The following is a 14,652-nucleotide window of genomic DNA, read 5'->3' as shown; positions in this document are numbered from 1 at the left end:
GGTCGCCAGAGCCGGTGTCGTTTCCTTTGTTGCCGGACGCTAGGACGAAACTTTGTCGCAGCACCGTATGGGCCCCGAATCCATCTCCGTCAAGGCCCTGCTGGGTGACGGAGGCGCCGGGCGCCCGAGCCGGCACCGCGCCGAACCGTCCAGGACCGATCGGGTGCGGGTCGCCGCCAGCGCCGCGGTCGCCACCGGCGCACTGGTCGGCATCGCCGCCCAGGTCGCGCCGACCATCGCCTACGCGGCGCCGCTGCTGCCGACGCAGAAGGACGACGTCGAGGCATCCGTCGTTCCCGATTCCGCTCGCGAGGCGGCCGAGGTCAGCCTGATCGCCGCGCAGCACACCGCTCCCGCAGCCGAGGCGCCCGCGCAGATCGACGCCGTCGCCGCGCCGATCGCCGCGCCCGTGGCCGCGCCGTTCGGCATCGGCAACCTGCCGCCCGAGATCTCCGCGCCGCTCGCCCAGGTCGAGGACATCATCCAGGGCATCCAGCACCAGGTCGCGCCGCCGCAGGCCGCCCGCCCGGTCGCAGGCCCGATCAGCTCCGGCTTCGGTGCCCGCTGGGGTGCCATGCACAGCGGCATCGACTTCGCCGATTCGCTCGGCGCCCCGATCCACTCCGTCATGAGCGGCACCGTCGTCGAGGCGGGCCCTGCCTCGGGCTTCGGCCTGTGGGTGCGCGTGCTCCAGGACGACGGCACCACCGCCGTGTACGGCCACGTCAACGACATGCTCGTCACCCAGGGCCAGCGGGTGAACGCGGGCGATGTCATCGCGACCGTCGGCAACCGCGGCCAGTCCACCGGCCCGCACCTGCACCTCGAGATCTGGGACCAGGGCGGCACCAAGATCGACCCGCTGCCCTACCTCGCCTCCAAGGGCGTGCCGATGGAGTGGGGCCCGTCCGCTCACTGAGCTTCCAGCGCGGATTTCACCGCGAAAACCAAAGTGACGGTGGTTCGCTATGAGCCCCGTCACTTTGCTGTGTGATGCGGCAACACCGCTGGTCGGCGGGCCGATAATCCCCAGGGCCCATGGAACCTGGGGCCCCGGAAACCGGGCTGGATATGATGGCTCGATCTGCACCGGGCGGCCGTCAGCGCGTCCAGGCTCGATGAGAGGTGAATGAACTCGAATGGAAACCGCCCGTCGTTCTGCCCGCGGTAACCGCCGTCGCCGGTCGAGCAGTCCGACATTCGGGCAGTTACTGACCGGGGCGGTCGAGTCGTCGGCCGATCGGGTCGCCGTCCGATTCAACCCGACCGGTGCGCCCGCGGACCAGCGCGAGCTCACCTACTCCGAGTTCGATCAGCGCTCCGCCCAGCTGGCCAGGGAACTGATCGGGCGCGGGATCGGCCCCGGCGACGTGGTCGCCATCGGCATCGCCCGCAGCATCGAATCGGTCCTCGCCGTGTGGGCCATCGCCAAGACGGGCGCCGCCTACGTGCCCGTCGACCCGAACTACCCGGCCGACCGCATCGCGCACATCCTGTCCGATTCCGGCGCCGTGCTCGGCCTCACCACCGGCGCGCATCGCGGTGTCCTCGGCGACACCCTGCCGTGGCTCGAACTCGACGACGCGGCGACCGCGGCGCGCATCGCCACCCAGCCCGCGCACCCGGTTTCCTACGCCGACCGGGTCCGCACGCTCGACGAGCGCCACCCGGCCTACCTGATCTACACCTCGGGCTCCACCGGCAAGCCCAAGGGCGTCGTGGTGACCCACACCGGTCTGGCGCCGCTGGTGGCCGCCGAGCGGGAGCACTACCGCGTCACCGCCGAGGCGCGGGTCCTGCACGTGTGCTCGCCGAACTTCGACGTCTCGGTGCTCGAGCTGCTGCTGACCTTCTCCGCGGGCGCCACCCTGGTGATCGCGCCGCCGCAGGTGTTCGGCGGTTTCGAACTCGCCGATCTGCTGCGCCGCGAGCGGGTGACGCACATGCTGATCACCCCGGGCGCGCTGGAATCGGTCGATCCCACCGACCTGGACGACCTGCGCGTCGTCGTGGTCGCCGGTGACAAGTTCGGCCCCGAGCTGGTCGGCCGCTGGGCGGTCGGCGAGCGCGAGTTCTACAACGGCTACGGCCCGACCGAGGCCACGATCCTCGCCACCAGCACCCCACCGATGGACCCCGCCGCGCCGGTGACGATCGGTTCCGCGATCGCGGGGGTCGGCGCCTTCGTGCTGGACGCGCGCCTGCGCCCGGTGCCCGCCGGGGTGATCGGCGAGCTGTACCTGTCCGGCCCCGCGCTGGCCCAGGGCTACCTGAACCGGCCCGGCCTGACCGCCGAACGGTTCGTCGCGAGCCCGTTCGGCGCGCAGAGCGGCGATGCCAACGCCCGGCTGTACCGCACCGGTGACCTGGTGCGCCGCACCGAATCCGGCGACGGCGTCATCGAATACATGGGCCGCTCGGACTTCCAGGTGAAGATCCGCGGCTTCCGGATCGAGCTGGGCGAGATCGACAACGCGCTCACCGCGCATCCCGACATCGACTTCGCGGCCACCCTCGGCAAGACCCTGCCCTCCGGCGTGACCGCGCTGGTGTCGTACGTGCTGCCGAGGGCGGGCGCCTCCGTCGAGGTGAGCGCGCTCGACGCGTTCCTGGCGGAATCGTTGCCCGGCTACATGATTCCGGCCTCGATCATGGTGCTCGACCAGATCCCGCTGACGCCGGTGGGCAAGCTGGATCGCAAGGCGCTGCCCGAACCGGTCTTCGCCGCAAGGGAATTCCGCGCGCCGTCGACACCGGTGCAGGAGATCGTCGCCGAGGTCTTCGCGACGCTGCTGACCGCGGGCGGAGCCGAGGAGATCCGCGTCGGCGCCGACGACGATTTCTTCGAGCTCGGCGGCAACTCGCTGCTGGCCGCCCAGGCCGCCACCCGGATCGGCGCCGCACTCGACACCAGGGTGCCGGTGCAGGTGCTGTTCGAGGCGAGCACCGTCGCCGCGCTGGCCGAGCGGGTGGAACGCCACATCGGCACCGGCTCCGGGCAGGAACTGGTGCCGCAGGAGCGACCCGAGATCATCCCGCTCTCGTTCGCGCAGCAGCGGATGTGGTTCCTCAACCGGTTCGACCCCACCAGCGCGGTCAACAACATGCCGATCGCGGTGCGCCTGTCCGGTGCGCTCGACGTCGACGCGTTGCGCGCGGCGGTCCGTGATCTGGTGGCGCGCCACGAGGTGCTGCGCACCATGTACCCGCAGGTCGACGGCGCGGGCCAGCAGCTGATCCTGCCGCTGAGCGATCCGCGCGCGGTGCCCGGCCTCGACTGCGAACAGGTCACCGAGGACCAGGTGCCCGCGCTGGTCGCCGAGACGGTCGGCGTCGGCTTCGACGTCGCGCTCGCCCCGCCGATCCGGCTGCGCCTGCTGCGGCTGCGCGCGGACGAGCACGTGCTGGTGTGCGTGGTGCACCACATCGCCGGTGACGGTGTCTCGATGGGCCCGCTCACCCGCGACCTGATGGGCGCCTACGTCCAGCGCAGCGCGGGGCAGGAATCGCGGCTGCCCGAACTCGCCGTGCAGTACGCCGATTTCACGCTCTGGCAGCGCGCGGTGCTCGGCACCGAGGACGACGCGGATTCGGTGCTGGCCCAGCAGATCGACTACTGGCGGGCCCAGCTCGCCGGACTGCCCGATCAGCTCGACCTGCCGACCGATCGCCCGCGCCCGGCCGAGGCCACCTATCGCGGTGCCACCCTCGATTTCCGGATCCCGGCCGAGGTGCACGCGGGGCTCGACAAGCTCGCGCACACACACAATTCGACGCTGTTCATGGTCGTGCACGCGGCGCTGTCGGCGCTGCTCGCGCGGCTCTCCGGCAACACCGACATCGCCGTCGGCACGCCGGTGGCCGGTCGCGGTGACGCCGCCCTCGACGACCTGATCGGCATGTTCGTCAACACCCTGGTGCTGCGCACCGAGGTGGACCCGGCGGCCAGCTTCGACGATCTGCTCGTGCGCACCCGCGCCACCGACATCGCCGCGTTCGGCCACGCCGACGTGCCGTTCGAGCGGCTGGTCGAGCTGCTCGACCCGGCCCGTTCCACCTCGCGGCACCCGCTGTTCCAGGTGATGCTGGCGTTCCAGAACATGGCGCGCACCGCGCTCGAGCTGCCCGGCATGACGGTCAGCGGTGTCGACCTGAGCATCCCGTTCGCCAAGTTCGACCTGCAGTTCGAGATGGTCGAGGACACCGACCGCCACGGCGTGCCGCACGGCATCGCGGTGGGCCTGACCTACTCGACCGACCTGTTCGACGCGGCAACGGTCGAGGGCGTCGCCGATCGTTTCGTGCGCCTGCTCACCGCGATCGTCGCCGACCCGGCGGCTCCGCTGGGCGGGCACGAACTGATGGATCCGGCCGAGCTGGATCGAATCCTGGTGCGCTGGAACGACACCGACCACGAGCTCGCGCCCGCGCTGCTGCTCGACGGCTACCGGCGCGCCGTCGCCGCGCACCCCGATGCCGTCGCGGTGGCGTACGAGGGCGCCGAGCTCACGTACCGGGAGTTCGACGAGCGGGTCAACCGGCTGGCTCGGCGGCTGATCGCCGACGGGGTCGGCCCGGAATCATATGTCGGTCTCGCGGTGCGGCGTTCGCTGGATCTGGTGGTCGGCATGTACGCGATCGTCACCGCGGGTGGTGCGTACGTGCCGCTTGACCCGGATCATCCGGCCGAGCGGATCGCGCACATCCTGGAGACGGCGGCGCCGGTGTGCGTGCTCACCACCACCGCCGACGCGGTCGAGGTGCCCGCGCACACGCCCGTCGTTCTGCTCGATACCGTTGCGCTGCAAGACTTCGCGGGCGAACCGGTGACGCAGGCAGAGCTGGTGCGGCCCGTGCTGCCCGCCCATCCGGCCTACGTCATCTTCACCTCCGGCTCGACCGGCAGGCCCAAGGGCGTCGCGGTCTCGCACGCGGCGATCGAGAACCAGACCAGCTGGATGCTCGCCGAGTACCCGCTCGGCCCCGGTGATGTGTACCTGCAGAAGACCGCGACCACCTTCGACGTGTCGCTGTGGGGCTACTTCATGCCGCTGCGCACCGGCGCGAAGCTGGTCGTCGCCACCCACGACGGCCATCGCGATCCCGCCTACATCGCCGAAACCATTGCGGCGCAGGGCGTCACGGTGACGGATTTCGTGCCGTCGATGCTCACCGTGTTCGCCGCGCACACCACCCCCGGTGCCATTCCCACCCTGCGTGAGGTCTTCGTCGTCGGCGAGGCGCTGCCGCCGGAGACGGTCGCGGCGATGAACGCGGTGTCCACCGCGCGGGTGCACAACCTGTACGGGCCGACCGAGGCCGCGGTCTCGGTGACCTACTGGCCCGCCGAACGGACGGGCCGGGGCACGGTGCCGATCGGTGTGCCGGAGTGGAACACCCAGGTGTACGTGCTGGATTCGCGGCTGCGCCCGGTGCCCGCCGGGGTGGTCGGCGAGCTGTACCTGGCCGGTGACCAGCTCGCCCGCGGCTACGTCGCCAGGCCCGACATCACCGCCGACCGGTTCGTCGCCAACCCCTTCGCACCCGGTCTGCGGATGTACCGCACCGGCGACCTCGTGGTGTGGCGGACCCAGGACGACGGCAGCGGCGCCCTGGAATACCTGGGCCGCACCGACTTCCAGGTGAAGTTCCGTGGTCAGCGGATCGAGCTCGGCGAGATCGAGACGGCGCTGCTGGCCCAGCCGACGGTGAGCCAGGCCGTCGCGCTCGTCGCCGATTCGCCGGCCGGTGAACAGCTGGTCGCCTACGTGGTGCCCAAACCCGGCGCCGAGATCGAGCAGGCCACACTGCTGGCCGCCATCGGTGATTCGTTGCCCACGTACATGATTCCCGCCGCGCTGGTGGCGCTGGCGGAGTTCCCGCTCAACCCGAGTGGCAAGCTCGACCGCAAGGCGCTGCCCGCGCCCACGTTCACCGTCGGCGAGTTCCGTGCCCCGGCGACGCCGGTCGAGGAGATCGTGGCCGGTGTCTACGCCGAACTGCTCGGGATGTGCCGCGTCGGCGCCGACGACGACTACTTCGCCCTCGGCGGTAACTCGCTGCTGGCCACCCGCGCCATCGCCAGGATCAACGAGGCGCTCGACGCCGACATCACCATCCGCGACCTGTTCGAGGCGCCCACCGTCACCGCGCTGGCCGCCCGCGTCGGCGCCGTCGGTGGCGCGGCCGCCCGGCCCGCGCTGGTGGCTGCCGAACGGCCGCAACGGATTCCGCTGTCGCTGGCCCAGCAGCGGATGTGGGTGCTGAACCAGCTCGACCCCGCGTCGGGCTCGTACAACCTGCCGTTCGCGATCCGGCTCACCGGCGCGCTCGACGTGGCCGCGCTCGACGCCGCCGTGACCGATGTCCTCGGCAGGCACGAGTCCCTGCGCACCCGCTTCCCGTCGGTCGATGGCACGCCCACCCAGGAGGTCGTGCCGGTGGCCGAGGTGCTGCCGAGCGGGCTCGAGGTCGAGACCACCACCGACGTGCTCGCCAGGGCCGCGGAACTGACCGGCGCCGGATTCGACGTCACCCGCGAGGTCCCGGTGCGCGCCCGGCTGCTCACCGACGGCGCGGCGGCTGACTGGCTGCTCGTGTTCGTGGTGCACCACATTTCCGCCGACGGCGCCTCGCTGGCCCCGCTGGCCCGCGACCTGATGACGGCCTACGTCGCCAGGACCGGGCAGCAGAGCCCGGCCTGGACGCCGCTGCCGGTGCAGTACGCCGACTTCGCGCTGTGGCAGCGCGAGGTGGTCGGGTCCGACGACGAGCCGGGCTCGGTCGCCGCCGCCCAGCTCGCGTACTGGCAGCAGCAGCTGGCCGGTGTTCCGCCGCTGCTCGAGCTGCCGCAGGACCGGCCGCGCCCCGCGGTGCCGACCCTGCGCGGCGCCACCACCGAACTGCGTCTGCCCGCCGAGGTGCACGCCCAGCTGAATCACATCGCGCGCGAACACAAGTCGTCGCTGTTCATGGTCGTGCACGCGGCGCTGGCCGTGCTGCTGGCCCGGCTGTCGGGCACCACCGACATCGCCATCGGCACCGCGGTCGCCGGGCGCGGGGAACGGGCGCTCGACGAGCTGGTCGGCATGTTCGTCAACACGCTGACGCTGCGCACGCCGCTGGACCCGGCCGGGTCCTTCGACGAGGCCGTCGACCTGGCCCGCGAAACCGACCTCGGTGCCTTCGCGCACGCCGATCTGCCGTTCGAGCGGGTCGTCGAGGTGGTCGCGCCGGGCAAGGGCAGCGCGCACAATCCGCTGTTCCAGGTCGCCCTGACCTTCAGCAACAACGAGGTGGCCGCGCTCGAGCTGCCCGGTCTCACCGTGGCGGCGCTGGAGACCGCGGTGGCGGCCAAGTTCGACCTGCAGGTCGACGTGGAGCCGCGGTACACCGCCGAGGGCGCGCCGGACGAGCTCGTCGCGCTGTTCAACTACGCCACCGACCTGTTCGACGAGTCGACGGTGCACACCCTCGGCGAGCGGTTCGCCCGCATCCTGACCGCGGTCGCCGCCGATCCGCAGCAGCGCGTCGGCGACATCGACATCCTCGACGAGCAGGAGCGGGCGCGGCTGCTGGCCGGCGCGGCGCAGGCGCCCGCGCCGACGGCCCCGACCGGCGGAACCACGCTCGCGCAGGCGTTCACGGCCGCCGCCGAGGACGACCCGGACGGCCCCGCGCTGGTCTGGGGCGAGGAGTCGCTCACCTACGAGCAGCTCGACGCCCGCTCCTCGCGCCTGGCCAGGCTGCTCATCGGCCGCGGGTTCGGTCCGGGAGCCGGTGTGGCCGTTGATCTTCCGCGCGGTATCGACTGGGCCGTCGCGGTCTGGGCGGTGCTCAAGTCCGGCGCCGCGGTGGTGCCGGTCGCGGGCCCGCTGCCAGGGGAGCCGACCGCCAAGATCGGGATCACCACGGGCGCACCGGGTTCGGGCGATCTCGACTGGCTGGTGCTCGACGATCCGGCGATTCGCACCGAATTGTCCACGCAGTCGGCGCGTCCGGTGACCTACGCCGACCGCACCAGGGCACTGCGCGGCACCGACCCGGCCTTCGTAGGCGCCGACGGAGTCCGCAGCTACGACGAACTCGCCACCGCGGGCGCCCGGGTGCGCACCGGCGCCGAGCTGACCTTCGAGTCGCGGACCTTCGCCAGCGGCGCCGCGGACAGCTTCGCCGCGCTGGTGGAGCCGGTGGCGGCGGGTGTGGCCGGCGCGTCCATGGTGCTGGTTCCGGCCGGGACCGACCTGTCCGGCGCGCTCGCCGACGAGTGGGTGAGCCACCTGTTCGGTGACCGGGCGGGTCTGGAGACGGTCGAGACGGCCGGGCTGGAGGACCTGCGCGCGGTGATCGCCGACGACGCGGCGCCCGCCGATACCGGCCGGGCCGAGGTCGTGCTTGTACTCGGGGAACTGCGTACCCCGGCGGTCTGAGAGTCGTGTCTTCGACAGCGACACAACGATGTTCGGTGATGGGTGAGGTGGAATCGCGATGACACGACCGGTACGGACCCGCCCGGTGCGCACACGCCCCACTCGGGTGACCGCGCTGCCGCAGCTGCTGGCCACCGCCGTGGAGACCAACCCCGACGGTGTCGCGGTGGTGCTCGCCGACGCCGCGCGCGCCCTCGGCAGCCTGAGCTACGCCGAACTCGACGAGCGCTCCAGCCGCCTCGCGCGACTGCTCATCGCGCGCGGCATCGGCGCGGGCGACCTGGTGGCGCTCGGGATCCCGCGCTCGATCGAGTCGGTGCTCGCGGTGTGGGCGGTCGCCAAGACCGGCGCCGGTTTCGTGCCGGTGGACCCGAACTATCCGCCGGATCGCGTGGCGCACATGGTCTCCGACTCCGGCGCCGTCTTCGGCCTCACCGTGTCGAAGGTCGCCGGGCAACTGCCCGCGCGGGTGGACTGGCTCGCCATCGACGACGACGCCATGGCCGACGAGTTCGCCGGTGACCCGGTCACCAATGCCGATCGGGTGCGCCAGATCCGCGCGGAGGACCTCGCCTACGTCATCTACACCTCGGGCTCGACCGGCCTGCCCAAGGGCGTTGCCGTCTCCCAGGCCGGTCTCGCGGGTTTCTGTGCCGAGCAGCGGCTGCACTACGGCGTCGAATCGGACTCGCGCACCCTGCATTTCGCCTCGCCGTCGTTCGATGCCTCGGTGCTGGAGCTGTTGCTCGCGGTCGGTGCGGGTGCCACTATGGTGATCGTCGACCCGAGCGTGTACGGCGGTGACGACCTGGCCGCGCTGCTACGCCGCGAACGGGTGAGTCACGCGTTCATCACCCCGGCCGCGCTCGCCTCCATCGACCCCGCCGGCCTCGACGACTTCCGGGTGGTGGCGGTCGGTGGCGAGGCGTGTCCGCCGGATCTGCTGCGCCGCTGGGCGATTCCGCTCGCCGACGGCAGGCTGCGGCAGTTCCACAATGTCTACGGCCCGACCGAGACGACCATCGTCACCAACATCAGTGTGCCGCTGAAGCCCGGCGACCCGCTCACCATCGGCGGACCGCTGCGCGGGGTCGCCGAATACGTGCTCGACGACCGGCTGCGGCCGGTGCCGCCCGGCGTCACGGGTGAGCTGTACATCACCGGGGCCCAGCTCACGCGCGGTTATCACGCCAGGCCCGGACTCACGGCCTCGCGCTATGTGTCGAATCCGTTCGACCCGGCCGGTTCCCGGCTCTACCGCACCGGCGACCTCGTCCGCTGGACCGCCGACGGTGCACTGGACTATGTGGGCCGCAACGACTTCCAGGTGAAGATCCGCGGCTTCCGGATCGAACTCGGCGAGATCGACGCCGTGCTCTCCGCGCACGAGAGCCTCGACTTCGCCGCCACCGTCGGACACGAACTCGACAGCGGCGCCACGATTCTCGTCTCCTACGTGCACGCGGCACCCGGCGCGACCGTCGATCCGGCCGCCCTCACCGAGTTCGCCGAGCGCAGCCTGCCCGCGCACATGGTGCCCACGGTGGTGATGACGCTCGACACCATTCCGCTGACGCCCGTAGGCAAGCTGGATCGCCGCGCGCTGCCCGCGCCGGTGCTCGAGCACGCCGAGTTCCGCGCTCCGGCAACGCCGGTGGAGCAGATCGTCGCGGGGACCTTCGCCCAGGTGCTCGATGTCGGCGCCGACACCCAGCTCGGGCTCGACGACGACTTCTTCGCCCTCGGCGGCAACTCCCTGCTCGCCACCCAGGTCGCGGCCCGGCTCGGCGCCGCGCTCGACACCGACTTCCCGGTCCGGCTGCTGTTCGAGGCGCCGACGGTGGAGGAGCTCGCGCGCAGGCTCGCCGAGTCGGCCGGTGCCGGTGCGCGACCCGCGCTGGTGGCGGGGGAGCGGCCGGAGCGGATTCCGCTCTCGCTGGCCCAGCAGCGGATGTGGTTCCTCAACCAGTTCGATCCCGAATCGGTCGCCTACAACATCCCGATGGCGGTGCGGCTCGGCGGCGCCATCGACGTGGCGGCGCTGCGGGCGGCCGTCGGCGATCTGGTAGCCCGGCACGAGACGCTGCGCACGATCTACCCCGAGACCGACGACGGCCCGATCCAGCGCGTGCTGCCGGAATCGGCGGCGACGCCGCAGCTCGAGGTGCGCCGGATCGAGGCCGCCGAACTGGACGCGGCCATCCACGCGCTCGGTTCGTCCGGGTTCGACGTGCGCACGCAGGTGCCGTTGCGGGTCGCCCTGTTCGAGCTCGGGCCCGAGGAGTCGGTGCTGGCCGTGGTGGTGCACCACATCGCCGGCGACGGTTCCTCGCTCACCCCGCTGACCAGGGACCTCATGCTCGCCTACGCCGCCCGCTCGGCGGGCTCGGCCCCGGCGTGGGAGCCGCTGGCGGTGCAGTACGCCGACTACGCGCTGTGGCAGCGGGCGCTGCTCGGCAGCGAGGACGACCCGGATTCGCTCGCCTCGGCCCAGCTCGCCTATTGGCGCGCGGCGCTGGCGGGACTGCCGGATCAGCTCGATCTGCCCGCCGACCGGCCGCGACCCGCCGTGCAATCCTTCGCGGGCGGCCGGGTCCCGATCGAGATCGACGCCGAGACCCATCGCGCGCTGCTCGCGCTGGCCCGCGCCCAGGGCGCGACGCTGTTCATGGTGGTGCACACCGCGCTCGCGGTGACACTGGCGCGGCTGGCAGGCACCGACGACCTCGCGATCGGCACGCCCATCGCGGGCCGCGGCGAGGCCGCGCTCGACGACCTCATCGGCATGTTCGTCAACACCCTGGTCTTCCGCACCACCTTACGGCCGGGCGAGCCGTTCACCGAGCTGCTGGCCCGGCAGCGCGACACCGATCTGCAGGTCTTCGCCCACGCCGACCTGCCGTTCGAGCGGCTCGTGGAGGCGATCAACCCGGCCCGCTCCACCGCGCGGCACCCGCTGTTCCAGGTGGGCCTGTCGTTCCAGAACCTCACCCGCACCGGCCTCGAACTCGGTGCGCTCGCCGTCGACGCGGTGGACGTGGATCTGGCGGTCTCGCAGTTCGACCTGCACGCGATCATCGCCGACACCTACGACGCCGACGGTGTCGCCCAGGGCATCAACGGCGTCTTCACCTACGCCACCGACCTTTTCGACGAGACCACCGCGCGCGACTTCGCCGACCGCTTCGCCCGCGTCCTCGCGGCCGTCGCCGCCGCACCGCAGCGTCCCGCCGACGAACTCGACCTGCTCTCGGCGTCGGAGCGCGACCGAATCCTGCACGGCTGGAACGCCACCGGTCATCCGGTCCGGCCTGCGACCCTCGCGTCGCTGTTCGCCGACACCGCCACCGCCTATCCGGACGGCACCGCCGTGCTCGCGCCGGACGGCACCGCGCTGACCTATCGCGCGTTCGCCGCGCGCGTGCACCAGCTGGCCAGGTATCTGATCGCCCAGGGTGTCGGAGTGGAAGACCGCGTCGCACTGGCGATTCCGCGTTCGGTCGAGCTGGTCGTCGCCATGTACGCCGTCAGCCAGACCGGCGCCGCCTACGTCCCGATCGACCCCACCCAGCCCGCCGACCGCATCGGCCACGTCCTCACTACCGCCGCACCGGCGCTGGTGCTGACGACCACGGCTTCCGGCCCGGACAGCGATAGCCGCCCCGGTGCGGTCACGGAAGCTGGAGCCGTCGCCTCTCGTGCCCACGATGCCGATCCGGCAGTGGAGAATCCCGCTGCGCGAACCGGATTCGCTGCGGCGGCGCGCGTCGTCGAGCTCGATGCCCTCGATCTGTCGGGGTTCTCGGACGCGCCGGTCACGGCGAACGAGCGCCGCGGTGTGCTCCGTCCGGAGAACACGGCGTATGTGATCTTCACGTCCGGTTCGACGGGCGTGCCGAAGGGCGTCGCCGTCTCGCACGGGGCGATCGTCAACCAGTTGCTGTGGAAGACCGAGGCTTTCGGACTCGGCCGCGACGATTCGGTGCTGTTGAAGACCGCGGCGACCTTCGATCTGTCGGTGTGGGAGTTCTGGTCCGCGGCGGTCTGCGGCGGCACGTTGGTGATCGCCGCGCCAGACGGACACCGCGACCCCGCGTACCTGCTCGGTGTTCTCGCGCGGCACTCGGTGACCACGCTGCACGTCGTGCCGTCGATGCTCGACGCGCTCCTCACCGAAGCGGGCGGCACGCTGCCGCGCACGCTGCGCCGGGTGCTCGCCATCGGTGAGGCGCTGCCCGCCGCGACGGCGCAGCGCTTCGTCGCGGGCAATCAGGCGGCGCTGCACAACCTGTACGGCCCGACCGAGGCCGCCGTCTCCATCACCGACCACCGCGTCACGGCGGCCGACCGCACGACGGTGCCGATCGGCGCGCCCGAGTGGAACAGCCGGGTCTACGTCCTGGACGCCCGCTTGCGGCCGGTGCCGGTCGGCGTCTCCGGCGAGCTGTATCTCGCGGGCGCGCAACTGGCCCGCGGGTACTTCGCGCGCCCCGACCTCACCGCCGACCGCTTCGTCGCCGACCCCTTCGCCGGAGCGGGCCGGTCCGCCGGCGAGTCGGCCCGCCCGCACGGCGCCAGGATGTACCGCACCGGCGACCTGGTGGCCTGGACCGCCGACGGCGAGCTGGAATACCGCGGCCGCACCGACTTCCAGGTGAAGATCCGCGGGTTCCGCATCGAGCTCGGCGAGATCGAAGCCGCGCTGCTGGCCGTGCCGATGGTGGCCAATGCCGCCGTCCTCGCGCAGTCCGACCCGCGGCTGGGCGACCGGCTGGTGGCCTACGTGGTCCCGGCGCAGGATGCCGAGATCACCGGCGCGAGCGTGAAAGCCGCCGTGGCCCAGGTGCTGCCGTCGTACATGGTGCCCGCCGCCTTCGTCGTGCTCGACCGGCTGCCGCTGAACGCGAACGGAAAGCTCGACCGGGCCGCCCTGCCCGCGCCGGCAATCGAGCCGCGCACCTACCGCGAACCGGTGGGCGAGAACGAGATCGCCGTGGCCGAGGTGTTCGGCGAGGTCCTCGGAGTCCAGCGGCCCGGTCGCGACGACGACTTCTTCTCCCTCGGCGGCAACTCGCTGCTGGCCACCAGGGTCGTGCACCGGCTGCGCGAGCGCACCGGTACCGAACTCACCGTGGCCGCCTTCTTCGCCGACCCGACCGTCACCGGACTCGCCGACCGGCTCGGCGCCGGGTCGGCGGCGCTCGGCGGCGATCTCGACGCGGCACTGGCGACCACATTGCCGCTGCGCCGGGGTGGGGACGTGGCACCGCTGTTCTGCCTGCATCCGGTGTCCGGGTTGGCGTGGGCGTACGCGGGGCTCGCCCCGTACCTGCCCGAGGACCGGCCGATCATCGGCATCCAGTCACCGGCCCTGCGCGACCCGGACTACCGGCCCGCCTCGGCCGACGAGCTGATCGAGCACTACCTCACCGAGATCAGGGCGACCCAGCCGCACGGCCCGTACCATCTGCTCGGCTGGTCGCTGGGCGGCGTGCTCGCCGAGGCCGTGGCGACCAGGCTGCAAGCCGCGGGCGAACAGGTGGCGACGCTGACCATGCTCGACAGCCTGCCCGGCGCCGACCTGGCCCACTTCGGCGCCGAACTCCGCGACGCCTTCCGCGAACTCGGCATCCCCGAGCAGCAGCTGCCCGCACCCGAACGGCTCGCGGCCCTCGGCGACGACGCCCTCGCCGCCCTGCACGCGGCGCTGGCCGGTTCGACCCCGATCTCCTTGGCGCGCTTCGTCGGCATGTATCGCGGTGCGCTGCACATGGTCGGATTGGTTACCCAACTGACGCCCGATCGTTTCGTGGGTGATCTCACCTACTTCACCGCGCTGCGGACGACTGGCGATGCGCCGGGCGGAGCGTCCAGGTGGCGGCCGTTCGTCAGCGGGATCATCGCCGATCATCCGGTCGACGCCGGTCATCAACAGATGCTGTCTCCGGTGGCCCTCGCCACTGTCGGACCGGTAACCGCGCAGGTCATGGGCATCTCGGGCGGGTAGGGCCGAAGCTCCGCGTAACAGGCCACGGGCAGATTACGATTCTGTTGCTACAGAGTCGGTGTGTCGTGGCGCACACCTCGGCGACGAGCGGCGACAGCAGTTAGGTGTGACTATGCTGTGTCCGACTCCGCCGCCGGACGCGAGAGGTGTATTGGTCTGTGGAAACCCCCCGCCGCACTGGCCGTGCCGGCCGTCGACGCATCGCCGGCACGCCTT

General features: G+C 71.9%; 3 protein-coding genes. All 3 read left to right on the top strand.

The window, feature by feature from the left end; genetic code table 11:
* Nucleotides 1-52: 52 nt before the first annotated feature.
* The 3 genes from AB0H56_RS10425 to AB0H56_RS10415 all read left to right on the top strand — a co-directional run bounded on the left by AB0H56_RS10425 (nt 53) and on the right by AB0H56_RS10415 (nt 14,436).
* On the top strand, nt 53-919 hold the full coding sequence (locus AB0H56_RS10425) for a M23 family metallopeptidase (RefSeq protein ID WP_280339657.1): 867 nt from the start codon (nt 53-55) through the stop codon (nt 917-919).
* 220 nt (nt 920-1,139) lie between these two features.
* Nucleotides 1,140-8,429, top strand: a complete 7,290-nt coding sequence (locus AB0H56_RS10420; protein ID WP_357160134.1) for an amino acid adenylation domain-containing protein — start codon at nt 1,140-1,142, stop codon at nt 8,427-8,429.
* A 58-nt stretch (nt 8,430-8,487) separates the two neighbouring features.
* The gene (locus AB0H56_RS10415) at nt 8,488-14,436 is read left to right on the top strand and encodes an amino acid adenylation domain-containing protein (protein ID WP_357160131.1); all 5,949 of its coding nucleotides are present in this window, start codon (nt 8,488-8,490) and stop codon (nt 14,434-14,436) included.
* The last annotated feature ends 216 nt before the right edge of the window (nt 14,437-14,652 follow it).

This window comes from Nocardia sp. NPDC050717 (assembly GCF_040654275.1).
GTDB lineage: Bacteria > Actinomycetota > Actinomycetes > Mycobacteriales > Mycobacteriaceae > Nocardia.
The sequence above is the reverse complement of the archived record's forward strand: the minus strand, read 5'-3'. Positions and strand labels throughout refer to the sequence as shown.

What these genes read in the sequence shown, in the direction of transcription:
- AB0H56_RS10420 (WP_357160134.1), top strand. Translation starts at nt 1,140, where the DNA reads ATGGAAACCGCCCGTCGTTCTGCCCGCGGTAACCGCCGTCGCCGGTCG.
- AB0H56_RS10415 (WP_357160131.1), top strand. Translation starts at nt 8,488, where the DNA reads ATGACACGACCGGTACGGACCCGCCCGGTGCGCACACGCCCCACTCGG.